The 16,332-nt window shown below is 61.7% G+C and carries 10 protein-coding genes and 2 pseudogenes; 10 read left to right on the forward strand and 2 right to left on the reverse strand.

Annotated elements, in window-relative coordinates:
* Window position 1 precedes the first annotated feature (1 nt).
* The 5 genes and pseudogenes from glgA (at window position 2) to WG900_RS15805 (ending at window position 6,315) form a co-directional block, all read left to right on the forward strand.
* Window positions 2-1,456 (forward strand): glycogen synthase GlgA, encoded by a 1,455-nt coding sequence (gene glgA / locus WG900_RS15780; RefSeq protein ID WP_339968567.1) that lies wholly within the window; start codon window positions 2-4, stop codon window positions 1,454-1,456.
* Window positions 1,453-3,084, forward strand: a complete 1,632-nt coding sequence (locus WG900_RS15785; RefSeq protein WP_339968569.1) for an alpha-D-glucose phosphate-specific phosphoglucomutase — start codon at window positions 1,453-1,455, stop codon at window positions 3,082-3,084. The genes glgA and WG900_RS15785 overlap by 4 nt, the downstream gene beginning before the upstream one ends.
* The gene (glgX, locus tag WG900_RS15790) at window positions 3,081-4,892 is read left to right on the forward strand and encodes a glycogen debranching protein GlgX (RefSeq protein WP_339968572.1); all 1,812 of its coding nucleotides are present in this window, start codon (window positions 3,081-3,083) and stop codon (window positions 4,890-4,892) included. Before WG900_RS15785 ends, glgX begins: the two co-directional genes overlap by 4 nt.
* Before the next feature lie 220 nt (window positions 4,893-5,112).
* Window positions 5,113-5,895 (forward strand): annotated as a pseudogene (locus WG900_RS20235) (tyrosine-type recombinase/integrase).
* An 18-nt stretch (window positions 5,896-5,913) separates the two neighbouring features.
* Complete coding sequence (locus tag WG900_RS15805) at window positions 5,914-6,315, forward strand: tyrosine-type recombinase/integrase (protein ID WP_339968580.1); 402 nt, start codon at window positions 5,914-5,916, stop codon at window positions 6,313-6,315.
* 5 nt (window positions 6,316-6,320) lie between these two features.
* Here WG900_RS15805 and WG900_RS15810 read toward each other — a convergent pair whose 3' ends face one another.
* On the reverse strand, window positions 6,321-6,518 hold the full coding sequence (locus tag WG900_RS15810; protein ID WP_339968623.1) for a helix-turn-helix transcriptional regulator: 198 nt from the start codon (window positions 6,516-6,518) through the stop codon (window positions 6,321-6,323).
* Between the two features lie 232 nt (window positions 6,519-6,750).
* On the opposite strand from WG900_RS15810, the gene WG900_RS15815 reads away from it, so the two are divergent.
* Window positions 6,751-7,668 (forward strand): HEPN domain-containing protein, encoded by a 918-nt coding sequence (locus tag WG900_RS15815; protein ID WP_339968582.1) that lies wholly within the window; start codon window positions 6,751-6,753, stop codon window positions 7,666-7,668.
* Window positions 7,669-7,983: 315 nt separating this feature from the next.
* On the opposite strand, the gene WG900_RS15820 is transcribed toward WG900_RS15815, so the two are convergent.
* A complete protein-coding gene (locus WG900_RS15820; RefSeq protein ID WP_339968585.1) occupies window positions 7,984-11,778 on the reverse strand; it encodes a beta strand repeat-containing protein in 3,795 nt (1,264 codons plus the stop codon).
* Between the two features lie 309 nt (window positions 11,779-12,087).
* Between WG900_RS15820 and WG900_RS15825 the strand changes: the two are divergent.
* From WG900_RS15825 to WG900_RS15840, 4 genes and pseudogenes are all read left to right on the forward strand, one after another.
* A pseudogene (locus WG900_RS15825) lies at window positions 12,088-12,236 on the forward strand (transposase); the annotation flags it as partial.
* Between the two features lie 434 nt (window positions 12,237-12,670).
* Complete coding sequence (locus WG900_RS15830) at window positions 12,671-13,981, forward strand: MFS transporter (RefSeq protein WP_339968588.1); 1,311 nt, start codon at window positions 12,671-12,673, stop codon at window positions 13,979-13,981.
* A 287-nt stretch (window positions 13,982-14,268) separates the two neighbouring features.
* The gene (locus WG900_RS15835; protein WP_339968590.1) at window positions 14,269-14,739 is read left to right on the forward strand and encodes a hypothetical protein; all 471 of its coding nucleotides are present in this window, start codon (window positions 14,269-14,271) and stop codon (window positions 14,737-14,739) included.
* A gap of 36 nt (window positions 14,740-14,775) precedes the next feature.
* Window positions 14,776-16,323 carry an amidase gene (locus WG900_RS15840; protein ID WP_339968593.1) on the forward strand — a complete coding sequence of 516 codons (1,548 nt, stop codon included), beginning with the start codon at window positions 14,776-14,778 and terminating at the stop codon, window positions 16,321-16,323.
* The last annotated feature ends 9 nt before the right edge of the window (window positions 16,324-16,332 follow it).

Here is a 16,332-nt window from a genome sequence, read left to right on the forward strand (position 1 = left end):
CATGGGATTGGCCGTTCTCTCGGTTGCCTCGGAGGCCGTACCGCTGGTCAAGACCGGCGGGCTGGCTGACGTGGCCGGAGCCTTGCCGGGTGCACTGGCTCAGCACGGTGTTGAAATGACCACACTGTTGCCGGGCTATCCGGCGGTCATGGCCGGGATCAAGCGGGCAAAGGTGCTGCATACCTATGACAGCCTGCTCGGCCAGCCAGCTCGCCTGATTGCGGGCAAGCTGGGTGCGCAGCCGCTAATCGTGCTCGATGCGCCGGCGTTCTTTGACCGGCAGGGCGGGCTCTACACTGATCCGCAGGCGCGCGATTGGGCGGACAACTGGCGGCGCTTTGCGGCACTGGGCCGAGCGGCCGCGGACCTCGCCGGAGGCCTTGTCAAAGGACGCCGTTTCGATCTGGTCCACGCGCACGACTGGCAGGCGGCCATGGCGCTGGCCTACCTGCGCTTTGCGCCGGTCAAGGGCAGCAAGTCCGTTCCATCGGTCATGACCATCCACAACATGGCCTTTCAGGGATATTATCCGAAGGAAACCTTCCGCGAACTGGGCCTGCCGCGATCGGCATGGTCGATGACCGGCGTGGAATACCACGGCGGCGTGGGCATGCTGAAGGCCGGCATGGAAGCCGCCAGCGTGATCACCACGGTCAGCCCGACCTATGCCGACGAAATCCGCAGCCCCGAGTTCGGCATGGGGCTGGAAGGACTGGTGGCCAGCCGGGGCGACCGGGTGCGCGGCATCGTCAACGGCATAGACAGCGCCGATTGGAACCCCGCCAGCGATCCCCATATCGCCAGCCCTTTCACCGAGCGGACCCTGGCCCGCCGCACGGCAAACAAGCGCGCGCTAGAGGCGGAATTCGGGCTGGAACCGGGCGACGGGCCGCTGTTCATCGTCGTCAGCCGGCTCACCTGGCAAAAAGGCATGGACGTACTGGTCGAGGTGCTGGATCACCTTGCCGGGATTGGCGGACGGCTGGCGCTGCTGGGCAGCGGGGACGCGGCTCTCGTTGCGGGCCTGCAGGAAGGGGCAGCGCGCCATCCGGGCAAGATCGCGGTGCGGATCGGTTATGACGAAGCCCTGTCGCACCGCATGCAGGCGGGCGGCGATGCGATCCTCGTGCCCAGCCGGTTCGAGCCTTGCGGGCTGACGCAGCTCTATGCGCTTGCCTATGGCTGCGTGCCGGTGGTGGCGCGCACGGGCGGGCTGGCCGATACGGTGATCGACGCCAACCTTGCGGCACGTGCGGCCGGGGTGGCGACCGGATTTCAGTTCAACGGCGTCAATTACCATGCGCTCGCCGCCGCGATCACCCGCGCCAATGCGCTCTATTACCAGCCGGGCGAATGGAAGACCCTGCAGCGCAACGGCATGAAGGCCGATTTCTCATGGACCAACAGCGGCGCGGCTTACGCCGGGCTGTACCGCGAACTGGTGGGCAAGGCATGACTGTGATCACTCACCTCGCGCGGCCGTTCCCCGGCCAGAAGCCCGGCACATCGGGCCTGCGCAAGAAAGTGCAGGTATTCCAGCAGCCGGGTTATGCCGAAACCTTCATCCAGTCGGTCTTCGATGCCATCGGCGTGGAGGCAGGCAGCACGCTGGTCATCGGCGGCGACGGGCGGTTCCACAACCGGACGGTGATCCAGCAGGCGATCCGCATTGCTGCGGCCAACGGCTATGGCCGCGTGCTGGTGGGGCAGGGCGGTATCGTATCGACCCCGGCGGCCAGCCACGTCATCCGCAAATATCGGGCAAGCGGCGGGCTGATCCTTTCGGCAAGCCACAATCCGGGCGGGCCTGAAGGCGACTTCGGCATCAAGTACAACATCGCCAACGGCGGTCCTGCACCCGAAGCCGTGACCGAGGCGATCTATGCGCGCACGCAAGTTATCAACCGATGGCTGGCAGAGGACAGCGCCGATATCGATCTCGATGCCATCGACGTGTCGCAGGTCGGCGCGATGACGGTCGAAGTGATCGATTCGGTGGCGGACTATGCCGCGCTGATGGAAAGCGTGTTCGATTTCGCCGCGATCCGCCGCGCGGTGGATGCCGGCATGACCATGGCCTTTGACGCGATGAGCGCGGTGACCGGGCCTTATGCGGTCGAGATCCTTGAGCGGCGTCTCGGTTTCGCGCCGGGCACCGTCCGCAATGGGGAGCCGCTCGAGGATTTCGGCGGACATCACCCCGATCCTAATCTGGTTCACGCTCATCAACTCCACGCGCTGATGATGGGCCCCGATGCGCCCGATTTCGGCGCGGCTTCGGACGGCGACGGCGATCGCAACCTGATCATCGGCCGGGGCCGGTTCGTCACCCCTTCGGACTCGCTCGCCGTGCTTGCGGCCAATGCCCACCTTGCCCCAGGCTATGCGGCAGGGATCAAGGGTATCGCCCGTTCCATGCCGACCAGCGCAGCGGCTGACCGCGTGGCCGAAGCGCTGGGCGTGCCCTGCTTTGAAACGCCAACCGGCTGGAAGTTCTTCGGCACGCTGCTTGATGCGGGCAAGGCGACAATCTGCGGCGAGGAAAGCGCCGGGACCGGATCGGATCACGTGCGCGAGAAGGACGGGCTCTGGGCCGTGCTGCTCTGGCTCAACGTGCTCTCCGTGCGCGGGCAAAGCGTCGATGCCATCGTGCGCGAACACTGGTCCCGCTTCGGGCGCAATTATTACGCCCGGCACGATTACGAAGCGATCGACAGCGCGGCGGCCAATGCGCTGATCGCAGAAGTCACGGCCGCCCTTCCGGCTCTGCCGGGGCGCAGAATCGGGGCGCTGGTTGTCGCGGCTGCGGATAGCTTTTCCTATACCGACCCCGTCGATGGATCGACCAGCGCCAATCAGGGCCTTCGCGTTATGTTCGAAGGCGGCAGCCGCGTGGTGTTCCGCCTGTCCGGGACCGGCACCGAAGGCGCAACTCTGCGGGTCTATCTCGAGGCTTACGAACCAGCCGGCGGCGCGCTTGACCGCGAGACTGGCGATGCCCTGTCCGCGTTGGTCGCAGCGGCGGAAGCGATCGCGGGCATCGTCCGCCATACAGGGCGAGCCGCACCTGATGTGGTGACGTGACCCGGCCCTACGGAGCCAGCATCGGCCGGGGGCGAACCCGCTTTGTGGTCCGCTCTCCAGAGGCGAGCGCGCTGTGGCTTTGCCTGTTCGATGGCGATGCGGAAAGACGCATCGCCATGCGCCGTGATGGTGATGACTGGCTGGCAGAGCTTCCCGCAGAAGTGCCGGGAGCGCGCTATGGCTACCGGGCCGAGGGTGAATGGGCGCCGGATCGCGGGCACTGGTTCGATTCGGCGAAGCTGCTCGTCGATCCCTATGCGATCCAACTCGACAGGCGCTTCTTTCAGCACCCCAGCCTTGCGGCGTTCGGTGAGGACACGGCTGGCATTGTCCCTCGCGCCATCGTGCCAGAGCGGCTGCCGACAGTCCGCCGCCGCAAACCCCGTTTCGCGCGCGGCGATCTGATCTACGAGGTCAACGTCCGGGGCTTCTCTATGCAACATCCCGATGTGCCCGCCAATCTGCGCGGCACCGTGGCGGCGCTGGCGCACCCGGCGGTGATCGCGCACCTCAAAGAGATTGGCGTCGGCGCCGTCGAGCTCATGCCCGTGGTCGCATGGATCGACGAGCGCCACCTGCCGCCACTCGGCCTGACAAACGCCTGGGGCTATAATCCGGTCGCCCTGATGGCGCTCGATCCGGGCATTTGTCCCGGCGGCGTGACGGAACTGCGCGAGATGGTGTCGGCTTTACACAAGGCGGGGATCGGCGTGATCCTCGACCTCGTGTTCAACCACACGGGTGAGAGCGACATTCATGGCGGCGTGCTCTCGCTGCGCGGGCTGGACAATGCCGCTTATGCTCATGCGCCGGATGGCTCGTTAATCAACGATACCGGCTGCGGCAACACGCTCGATTTCGCCCGGCCGGCATTGCGCGCGCTCGTTCTGGACAGCCTACGCCACTTCGTGCGCCATTGCGGCGTTGACGGTTTCCGCTTTGACCTTGCGACGATCATGGCGCGCGGTCCCGGCTTTAGTGAGGACGCCCCGATTTTTGCCGAAATCGCCGCCGACCCGCTGCTCGCCGACCGGGTACTGATCGCCGAGCCCTGGGATATCGGCCCCAGCGGCTATCAGCTGGGCAGGTTCCCGCAGAACTGGCTAGAATGGAACGATCGCTTCCGCGACGACGTACGCCGGTTCTGGCGCGGTGATGGCGCTATCGGCGCGCTGGCCACGCGCATCGCCGGTTCATCGGACATTTTCGGCAAGGACTGCCGCAGCGTCAATTTCCTCGCCGCGCACGACGGTTTCACACTGGCCGATACCGTGGCCTATGCCGAGCGGCACAACCATGCCAACGGCGAGGACAACCGCGACGGGCACGGTGACAACCAGTCATGGAACTGTGGCACCGAAGGGCCGAGCAGCGACCCCGCAATCACCGCCCGCCGCCAAGCAGACCAGCGCGCCCTGCTGGCAACGCTGTTCGCCTCTATCGGCACGGTCATGCTCACCGCTGGTGATGAATTCGGCCGCAGCCAGGCCGGGAACAACAATGCCTATTGTCAGGACAATTCCATCGGCTGGATCGACTGGCAGAACCGCGATCGGCAGCTCGAAGACTTCGTCGCGGCACTGGCCCGTGCCCGCGCGGCCCGGGGCGGTTTGGCGATGGAATTTCGCGAACCCGGCGTCTGGCGGCGAAGCGATGGCAATGAAATGACCACGGCGGACTGGATGGATCCGCTGACCGACGGCATAGCCTATGTCCCGGATCCGTCGGCGGCGTCGTTTGCCTTGAGCCTGTCCCGGCGCGAAGGATTGATCGCTTGGAGCAAAATACCAGCCCCCAGTAAAACATGAAAATTCTAATGGAAGATGGCGGAGCGGGAGTCCGCCTAGAATGCTACTCCAGCGTTTTCGGTAAGCCTCCAGAATTTCCTATAACACACTATAATTAAGCTATAATCTGATTATTCTTGTCCCGATTCATTCCGAGCGATACCGTTCAAGCACGACATGAAAGTGGGGTGCCAACGTTAGGCGGAGCACTTTGAGAGCGCCGCCGCGAGGAGAACGGATGATGGCTGGAAGGACACTCAACAAGCTCACCGCGGTGCAGGTCGCGCGGCTGAAGGAGCCGGGCCGGCATTCGGATGGCGGCGGCCTTTACCTGTACGTTGATAGTGCCGAGAAGCGGCGCTGGATCTTTTTGTATGGGAAGTCGGGCAAGCGCGTCGAGCTAGGACTGGGAAGTGCCAGGGACCTCTCGCTTGCTCATGCCCGAACGGAAGCTGCACGGCTGCGCGAAGTGATCGCACTTGGCGGCGATCCGAAGGCTGAACGAGCCCGGCACAAGGAGCTCCCGACGTTTGGTAAATGCGCCGATGATTACATCGAAGCGATGAAGCCATCGTGGCGTAATTCCAAGCACGCCCACCAATGGGTCATGACTCTCAAGACCTATGCTGAACCGATCAGGGCAAAGCGGGTCGACGCAATCACAACGTAGGATGTGCTGAAGGTGCTCGAGGCCTTTTGGAAGCGCGTGCCGGAAACGGCCGAGCGCATGCGCGGGCGTATCGAGAACGTGCTCGATGCCGCCAAGGCAAAGGGGCACCGCTCGGGCGAGAACCCGGCACGCTGGCGCGGTCATCTCGACCAGCTGCTGCCCAAGCGCAAACGCCTGTCACGCGGTCACCATGCAGCGATGCCGTTCGAGGATGTGCCGGATTTCATGGGTAAGCTCAGGGAGCGCGATGCCGTCGCGGCAGCAGCGCTCGAGTTTACCGTGCTCACTGCAGCACGGTCGGGCGAGGTTTACGGCGCACAATGGCGCGAGATGGATCTGGCACGGCAGATATGAACCATTCCTGCCGAACGGATGAAGGCAGGGCGCGAACACCGGGTGCCATTGTCGGCGCGCGCGGTGAAGGTATTGAAGGCCATGCGCAAGCTGGGTGAGGAAGGCCATGTCTTTCCAGGTCCCAAGGAAGGCAAGCCCTTGTCGTCGATGGCCATGGCCATGCTTCTGCGCCGAATGAAGAGCGAGGTGACCGTGCACGGATTCCGGTCAAGCTTTCGCGACTGGGCATCGGAGACGACCGGATTCTCGCATGAGGTCTGCGAGATGGCGCTCGCCCACACCATCGGCAACAAGGCGGAAGCTGCCTATCGGCGCGGTGACCTGTTCGACAAGCGCCGGGGACTCATGGATGCCTGGGCGGACTACTGCGCGAGCGTCCCGGCCAAGGCTTCAACTGGTGAACAACTCAAGGCAGCGTGATTGTGTTAACTGCTCTGCGCGCGGTGCCAACCGGCAGGATCGGCGATCCAGGCATCGATGGCACTTTCGTGCCAGCCTGTGCCATGAACTCCGATCTTGATCTGCCTGGGGAACGTTCCTTCCGCGATTTTGCGGTAGACGGTCGTGCGGGACAGGCCGGTGCGATCGAGCACGGTTCTGAGGCGAATGATCCTCTCGGGCATGGCATGGCTTCCATTGGCAACGCCGCGCAAATGTCGCGGCAACTTCCAGCGGAGCCTGCGGGATTGCGAGAGACAAGCCGCATTCAGCCCCGATCGCGCGGCGGCGCACAGCGACAAGCTCTGGCGCAAATCCATGCGATCGCGGCCGGCATAGCAGTTACCTCGAATGTGGGGCATTTTGCGCTGGCCCCACTGGGCAGGTCAGGTTCTGCTCTGCTAGCATGAGTGTCTGATGCGCACCGACCTTGATCATCTTCCGGCCAACAAACAGCGCGAGCTTGAGCGCGTCGTGCAGATCCTGTTTGAGGAATTCGAAGACGCCTTCGCGCTGGCCAAACACGAATGGAAGAAGGCTGGCCGCATCCTCAAGGTGATCCTCTACGGGTCCTACGCGCGCGGCGGGTGGATCGATGAGCCGCACACGGCCAAGGGCTACAAATCTGACTTCGACCTGCTGATCATCGTCAATGACAAGCGGCTCACCGACCGGGTCAAGTACTGGGCCAAGCTCGATGACCGGCTGATGCGCGAATACGGCATCACCGGCACGCTCGGCACGCCCGTCAACTTCATCGTTCACACCCTGCAGGAAGTGAACGACGGGCTTGCCCATGGCCGCTACTTTTTCATGGACGTCGCCAAGGACGGCGTGGCGCTCTACGAGAGCGACGACATCGAATTGCACACGCCCAAACCCAAAACGCCCAAACAGGCCCTGGCAATGGCGCAGGAATATTTTGAAGACTGGTCGCCAAGCGCACAAAGTTTCATGCGCGGCTATCGGCACGCGATGGACGATAGCGATTACAAAAAGGCTGCGTTTGATCTGCACCAAGCTTGCGAACGTTTGTATCATTGCGTTCTGCTGGTCTGCACCTTTTATACCCCACACGTGCACAATCTCGGCTTCCTACGCACCCAGGCCGAGCGGCTGGATCGGCGGCTGACTTACGTCTGGCCCGCCGAAAACCGCAAGCAACGCGCACTGTTCGAGAAGCTCAAGGAAGCCTACGTCAAGGCGCGATATTCGAAGCACTACCGGATCAGCGACGAAGAGCTGGCTTGGCTCGGCCAGCGGGTCGAAGAACTTGGCCAGGTTGTCCACGAGGTCTGTTCGGAGCGGATCGCGGAGTTGGAAAGCAAAGGCTGAACGACGTCCGGAATGACCAATCCGTTGGGCAATCCGGAACGGCAACTTTTCCCGGCTGATCGCAATAGCGGCCGCTCATTCATCGGGTCCAACCAGGACAGCACTCCCTCGCGCCTTTATCTGAGTTGCGAATTTTCGAGTGCAGATGGCTGGGAACACCGTCGTCCATTCATACCGTTGGAAATCCCAAATGGCCGTAAGCCCAGTGGCAATTTGCGTCTTGGTAGGAACCTTCCGATCGGAAACCTCAATTTCGCAAAAGTACCGGGTGAGTCGTTTCCAACTTACCCGGCACTTCACTCATCGTGTCAGACTTTAGAAGCGGAAGCCTGCGCGCAGACCGTAGCCACGGGTATCTCCGAAATCGGCCCAGGCGCTGACGATCGGACCACCGCCAGTACCGCCGCCGATACCGGCTTCAACCCGGCCCCAGGTTCCCTTCTTGTTGCCATCGAGGAAGCTTGAGTTTGAGCCGCTCTGCACCAGGAAGCCGTTTTCGCCCCTGAACTCGTGGAATCCGCGAACTTCGATGAAGGGCGCAGTGGTTCCGGCAAAGCTTGCCCGGGCATGGACCTGACCGCGGATGCTGGTCATCTTGTCCGCATCGAACGTTACGTTACCAAACGTGAAGGTATCGATGCTGTGGCGGACGTATGCCGCTCCAGCGCCGATATCGAAGTTGATGTTGCCTTCGCCGCCAGTGCGGAAGCCGACTTCGCCCTCGGCACCAGTGCTATGCGCGTTCGGTTGGACCGAACCTTCCTGCACCAGGCCGTTGAACATGTCCGTGTGGTAATCGTCATGCTTGACGAGCACGCCGGCATAGAGGCCGGTGGTCATGCCGAACTGGGCATAGGCGCCGTAGTTCCGGCCTTCCGTGCTGATACGTGTCGCGGCTGCTTCCGGCGTGGTTGCCTTGGCGTAACCCCCGGTAACACCGATCACGAAGTTCGAGCCTCCGAAGTCGATGCCGCCCTGTGCACCGCGATAGTCGGTCTTTACGCGGTCCGTAACGCCGAATGACGTACCGAATACCGAAGTGGTGCGAGTTGTATCGCCCGACTTTTCAGATCCGCCGTAGAGCTGCGCCCAGAACCCGATCGGACTCTTGCGTTCCTGACCGAAGGAGATCCGGCGGGCAGTGGCGTAGGCCGTGTAGGTGTCGGCCGACTTGTACCACAGGTCGCGCATCTGACGGCCTACGAAGATGGTGTCATAGATGCTGGCATCAGGGGTCGAGACGATGAAGGTATCACCGCCGCGGACCTGAAGGGCATAGTTGACGAAACCGTATCGCGACTGACCGCCCAGAACGAATTGTCCGGAAGCGCCATTATTGAGCGTGGAATCGACGACCAGAGCGCCGGTCGTATCAATGACCGGAGTCACCACGTTGGCAAGAACCGTAGTTGTTCCCCCGGTTGTCCCGCCCACGACGAGCCTGTCAGAGACAAGGGTGCCGCCAGAACCCACGACATCAATCCCCAGGCGAGCATTGCCCGAGCCAACGTAGTTGGAATTGGTGAGCGTCAGGACATCGCCCGCCGCCCCGTCCGTAAGGTCGATCAGGCCTCCGGCATTGTTGAAGGTCTCAAGATTTGCGATTGCCGATGTACCGGTGAAGGCTGTCAGCGTTCCGCTGTTGTTGAGCGTATCATTACCGGTCAGGAAATCGAGCGAAGCAGGCGCCGCGAACCTTCCCTGGTTGTTGAAGCTGTCATTACCGGTGGTGAACTGCAGCGGGCCGACAATCGTGCCACCCGATCCCAGCGTCAGCGTGAACGGGCCGCCAGCAAGCACCGTGTAAGGCGTTGTGCCTGCGGTGTTCCGCAAAGTTCCGTTGACGACGAGGGTGTTGCCGGCAGTGCCTTGCAGGCTGACTCCCTGGACACCTGTGGTCGTCGTTCCCGCGCCGATCGTAACGGCAGTCGTTTCACTGGTGCTGGCGAGGATGCCAATGCCAGTGTTTGAGGACACGTTGCCGGTAGCATTGACGACCACATTGGCGCCATTGGAGGCACCGGCGATTACCGCATTGCCGTTGGCGGCGACGGTTCCCGTGTTGAGCGTGACAAGACCCACTGCGGCAGGCGCCGATGAGGTCACGACAATCCCGCGCGATCCAGTTCCGGTCGCGAGCGTGGTTCCGCCGGTGACCGTGGTGGTTCCCGCGAGATTGTTGACGAGCACCCCGTCACTGCCCGCGCCGGTGGTGGTGACAGCGCCGCAAGTCACGTTCGTCGTGCCATTCGCCGAGATCTGGACCGCCGGGCTGGCGGCGCCGGTGGTGGAGACGTTGCCGCAATTTACCGTAGCGCTGGTCACGCCAAAGATCTTGAGCGCGGTGGAGGTCGCTCCGACGGTCGAGATGGTGCCCGTGTTGGCAAAAGTCAGCGGACCCGCGCCGGCAATGTCGACAGCCGTGGCGCTGCCGGTGGTGGCGGCTCCCGCGACCGTCGCGTTGATTGCGCCGGCACCGCCAGCAATGGTCAGCGCAGTTGCACCGTTAGCGGTCTGCTTTCCGCCGTTGAAGGCGATCGCGCCCGTGGAGGTGATCACCGTGCCGGTTGCACCGGCTTCGCTGGCTGTGACGGTACCGGCTGTCAGGGTGACGGCGCTGGTCCCGGCGTTGACCGTGAGGGCATTCCCGGTAGTCGAAACGTTGCCGACAGTGACGTTCACCGGAGCAGTCGAGGTAATGATCGCACCCTGGGCTCCCGCACCGGAAGTGGTGACGTTGCCGAGGTTGCCGGTCACACCCGCGCCAGTAATGAGCGCGGCGGTGACGCCAGCACCATTGGTGCGCAGGGTCGATCCGGTGCCCCGCAGGTTGATCGTTCCGGCCGAGGCGAGGTCGAGCGCACTGGCGGTATTGCCACCCGCACCGACACCTGAAGTCGTAATATTGCCATATCCGGCGTCAATCGCACCGGTACCTGCGCGGCTGAACAGTCCGGTTGAGCCGGCACCTGTGGTGGTGATCGTGCCGGCATTCGTTGTCACGGTGCCGCTGCCGTTCGTGTTTGCCGTCAGGCCATAAGCGCCAGCGCCCGTTGTCGAGGCAGAGGAGATGTTGACCACCATATTGCCGCCGTTCGATTGCGAAAAGACACCGTTGCTGTTCGCACCGGTCGTGGTGAGCACGCCGCAGTTGATCGTAACCGAGCCGGTTCCGTTAGCCTGTCCTACGACTGCTGTTGAATTGTTGCCTGTAGTCGAAACGCTTGGGCAGCCACTGATATCGGCTGATCCGGTGGCATTGATGGCACTTGCGATCACACCGGCCCCGTTGACAGTGCTGACTGCGCCGGTGCGCGCCGTGGCATTGCCGGCGAAGGCCTGCGCTGCGGCACCGAATCCGCCCGCTGTCGTTCCGCTATTGGTCGACGTCGTGATCGTCCCGGTTGTCACCGAGACCGTTCCACCGTTGGCGAGGATGCCCGAAGCTCCGGTCGTGACGTCGCCAACGACTATGGTGTTTGTCCCGGCGTTCGATGTCGCGGTGCGAATGCCGCGGCCCGATGCATTGATGTTGCCTGCCGTGATGTTGATGTTGCCGGTCTGCGCGCCAGCATCGATAGCCGTGCTGGTGATGCCGGTCGTCACAATGTTGCCCGTGCGGAGCGTCAAGTCGGTGCCGGCAGTTGAGAGGACACCAAAGGAGTTGGCGCCGCTCGTCGAGATGTTTCCGACGGTGGCGACTGCAGCTTGCCCCGGCGTGATCAGCGTCAGGCCATTGGCGCCAACGCCGCCGGTCGTGCTGATGTTTACTGGCGCAGTGCTGCCCGTTGGCACGAAGCCAAGAGCACCGCCGGTTGAGGTCAGGCTGACTGCGCGTCCGCCAGTCGTCGCGATCGGACCAGTGGCTGTGTAGCTGATCGTGGATGCGCCAGTTGCATCGACCGTAACCAGACCGGGTCCAGCAACCGTATTGGTCGTTGCAGGCACGCTTGCGGTCAGAACCGTCGATGCGCCATCAATGCACGTGATCGTCGAGCCTGTCTGCGAGCAGGACGTCGACTGTGCCTGAACGGCAGTCGGGATGACAAGAAATGCTGCAACAGACGAAACACTGCTGAGCAGCGCCATACGGTTCACCGAAAAATTCATGGAAATACCCTAGGTGCAATCGCGTGCACACGCCCCGGTCTCTTGAAGCCGGCGCGGATCATAATCCGCGAGCCGCGCATTGGTTCCGTCGCGGGAGCGGACAAACTATTATCTTGCTTCATTTTTTCTGGAATGGACCATGATACTTCCAAGATGATTCTCTCAGGAGTACTGAACGTAGGGCCAGTTTCGACTGGCAATCAGAGACAGCGAATGTTGGCTATGTTCGCGGTTACCGTCAGCATGGACTTGTAACGGTTTTGCGCCGGTCACCTGAGCGTTTAGAGCTCGCAGCAGGAGACCGACGAGATGATCAAGCATTCAGAAGAGTTCAAGCAGGAGGCGGTGCGCATTGCGCTGACCAGTGGTCTGCCGCGTGAGCGGGTCGCAGTGGATTTGGGGATCGGAAGGCGACACTCGGCAAGTGGATTTCACAGTATCGACCGACAGACCTGATCTTAGCGCACCAGATCCTGATCGATCTTTGGCCCCGTTAGTTTTTTGCTCTTGGTGCTTGCCGGGGGACCAGTTGAACGAAAAATATGCGTGTGGTGGGATACCACAGCGGCAAGGCAGAGCTGCGCGAGGAATTGACAAGCCATGGGAGTGATTGCGACCGAAGCCAATGACCTTTGGCGCAAGGCTTGGATCGAAAGACTGCATCCGCAGGTTGTTCAGGTCGCGGTAGTGCGTTCACGCGCTCTCGAACTTTGCCAGTTGCCAGCGGTACCGGCGAGAGAGGTGTGACCATGAACGAGCTACTGCGCGGCACGTTGATCAATGATGTTACGACTATTGGCCACAGTCTGTGCTCGCATCACAAGGGTCATCGCTCTCCATTGCTCATTGGCGCCAGCGAAATTGTCGAAGCCCCCCTTGCGGAGGCGGTTACATGATACCTCAGGGATTAGAGTCGGAGATTTCACAGGCCGGCAATATCCGCTCGCTTGATCGCCGGTCGCGGCTTCGTGCATCGATCGCGGGTTCGGCAGGCAATCTAATAGAATGGTACGACTTCTACGCTTACGCCTATACCGCTCTATATTTCGCAGCGTCCTTTTTTCCTTCGGGGGACCGGACCGCGCAGCTTATCAATGTCGCCGCCATTTACGCAGCGGGATTCTTGGTCCGCCCGATCGGTGCCTGGTACTTCGGTCGATTTGCCGACCGTCGAGGCCGACGGGCTGCGCTGGTTACTTCGGTTTTGCTTATGGGCGCTGGGTCTTTGCTGATCGCCATTCTGCCCGGTTACGAAGTTATCGGAGTCGCCGCGCCTGTACTTCTCCTGATAGCACGTCTGATGCAGGGCTTTTCAAGCGGCGGCCAATATGGCGCGGCGGCAAGCTATCTCAGCGAAGTTGCAGAATCAGGGAAGCGGGGCTTCTTCGCTTCTTTCCAGTTTGTGACGCTAATCGGCGGGCAACTGAGCGCATTGCTCATTCTAGGCCTGTTGCAATGGCTACTTGGCGAGGTCGCGTTGCGAGAAGGGGCATGGCGTATTCCATTCGCAATTGGCGCGATCGCGGCGATTAGCATTCTACTTTTCAAAGACCAAATGCATGAGACCGTGAGCAGGCAGACAAGTGACGCCGGATCTCTGCGAGCGCTCGCGCGGCATCCGCGCGCGATGTTCACCGTGATGACACTTAGCGCGGCGGGCGCGTTAGCGTTGTACAGCTTTACAACATACATGCAGAAATACCTCGTCAATACGGCCGGCCTAGATGCGCCTGCTGCGAGCAAAGTGATGATTGTGGCAACACTCGGTTTCATGCTCCTGCAACCCATCATCGGGACTGTTTCTGATCGGATCGGGCGCCGAACGTGTCTTTTGCTATTCACAGGCGGTATGACGATTGCAGCCGTCCCTCTGTTCTCTGCGCTTGAGGGAGCATCGGACCCGTACCAAGCCTTCGCGCTAATTGCGTGCGCCCTATTTATCTTGAGCTTCTACACGTCTGTTTCGGGGCTTTTCAAAGCTGAGTTGTTCCCTACCGAAGTCCGCGCACTTGGAGTCGGACTCGGACACGCGATCGCCTCCGCTCTCTTCGGAGGTACGGCCGAATTCGTCGCTCTGCAGTTGAAACAGGCGGGAGCGGAATGGGTGTTTGGCTGGTATCTGGCATTAGTCTGCGGCGCAGCGTTTGTCGTCTCGCTGCGAATGCGCGAACCCCGCGCAGCAGGGCATATTGATGGCGCTTAATCGGGATCTTGGCGAGGACGCGACGATGCAATACCTCTGCGCAGCGGAGGTTGAACAATTCGGCGGCAGACCGGGCGGTATTTTTCTACTGCAGGCAAGAGCTGGATCGTGAGGAATATTGTGCGCGGCGAAGCAACGTTCCAATCCTGTTTGCCGAGGTGGCGATCCCAGAGCGCCAATTACCTTGATCCTCGCGTGATGCACTGGCCCAGTCAATATAAGCAAAGTTGGCGGTTTATAGTTCCACCATGGATGCCGACAGTGTCTGCGAATCACGGAGAACTCACATGAAGATTTTCTCGCTTGCACTTGTCGGTTCCCTTCTGATGGCCGGCCCGGTCACGGCTCAGACAAGAGTTGCCGAGGAGGCGTTCCCAGAGGCATGGTTCGAGATATTCAAGCTGGTTCCAGGCAAGCAGGAAGAATTCGTTCGCCGCCTCGACCAGACAGATCAGGTTCGAGCAGCGGGGGGGCTTCCGCCGGTCCAGTTGTTCTTCCACGAGAATGGTGCCGACTTCGACGTGATCCTGTTCAAGCCGGTCGCTGCAGAAAAACCGACGCCTGAGCAGGAAGCCAGGATGGCGGCCAAGCGCAAGGAACTGGCCATTCCAAGCGGTCCGGCCTATTTCGTGGACATTCGTGAATTCATCGCCGAACATACCGATTCCAAGACGGTTGGTCCGGTTTCAGCGGCCCAGTGGCTTAAAAGGATCGATGGTTGGCGCGCCAGCAACCCGCCCCGCGCCAAATTCAAATGATCGCGAACATGTTTCAGACCACTAGGTGAACAAGTTATGCAAGACCATGCCGACGCCGCAGGCGCCAAGTGGACCCGGCGGTCCGTGTTGGCAGTGCCGGTCGCGATTGCGGCAACGCAGGTGATAGCATCCCCCACTACCGCTCCCGGACGTGAGATCGTCAAGCTGGGCGCGACCGATCTTTCTCGAGCTATCCATAGACGTGACTTGTCGAGCCGCGAAGTCATGGCAGCACACCTCGCGCAGATCGACCGACTGAACCCGAAGTTTAATGCGATCGTTTCGCGAGTATCTTCCGAGCAACTGATGCGCGCAGCTGCGGCCTTGGATGAAGATGCGGCGGCGGGTCGCTTCCGTGGCACCCTGCACGGCTTTCCGCATGCGGTGAAGGATACCGCGCCTACCCAAGGCATTCTGACGACACAAGGGTCCCCCCTGCTGCGGAACAACATTCCTAAAGCAGATTCGCTGGTCGTTTCGCGAATGCGAAATGCCGGGGCAGTGTTCATTGGCAAGACCAATGTACCTGAATTCGCGCTTGGCTCGCACAGTTTCAATCCTATCTTCGGGGTCACCCGCAATGCGTGGAACCCGGCGGTTTCGGCCGGAGGCAGCAGCGGCGGAACCGCCGTGGCGCTGGCGCTACGGATGACACCCTTGGGCGATGGCAGCGATTTCGGCGGGTCTCTCCGCAATCCCGCGGGCTGGAACAACGTCTTCGGCTTCCGTCCGTCCTTTGGCCGGGTACCCTCGGTGCCGTCGAGCGATGTGTTCGGGCAGACCTTTGCCACCTCAGGCCCGATGGCGCGCAGCGTCCGCGATCTCGCCCTGATGCTTTCTGTTCAGGCAGGGGCCGATTCCCGCGCGCCGTTTTCGCTTTCCGACGACCCTGCACGCTTCGCAGGACCGCTTGAGCGTGAATGGAAAGGCCGGCGCGTTGGCTGGCTCGGTGACTTGCAAGGCGGGCTGGCGATGGAGCCGGGGATCATGGAAACCTGCGTGAAGGCGCTGTCCGCCTTTCGCACTGCGGGCATGGAAGTCGAAGAAGCGAGCCTGTCACTTTCTGCGGCAGAGATGTGGCGCACAGCAGTCGCGCTGCGGTACTGGTCAGTCGGTTCCGATCTGTTTTCCTATTATGCCGATCCCGCCAAGCGCGCCCTCATGAGGCCTGAAGCGATTTACGAGGTCGAGGGCTATCTGAAGCTGACCGGCCAGCAGGTTGCCGAAGCCTCGGAAGGACGTGCGCGAATTTATCAGGCATTCCGTGCGCTCTTTGAGCGCTACGATTTCCTGGTGCTGCCAACCGCGCAAGTGTTCCCGTTCGACGTCGAGCAGCGCTGGCCGCGCGAGATTGCCGGGCGTCCGATGGACAGTTACCATCGTTGGATGGAGGTGACCCTGCCGCCAACCATGGCCGGGTTGCCGACCTTGGCCGTTCCGGCTGGTTTTGGCGGCAAACGTAAGCTGCCAATCGGGCTTCAGATCATCGGGCCCAATCATGCCGATCTTGCCGTGCTGCAGGTCGGTCATGCTTACGAACAGGCCTCGCCTTGGATTGCCGCCACCTTGCCCGACGAGGTGTAATTGAAGGCC

The organism is Novosphingobium aquae (assembly GCF_037572715.1).
Taxonomy (GTDB): Bacteria; Pseudomonadota; Alphaproteobacteria; order Sphingomonadales; family Sphingomonadaceae; genus Novosphingobium; species Novosphingobium aquae.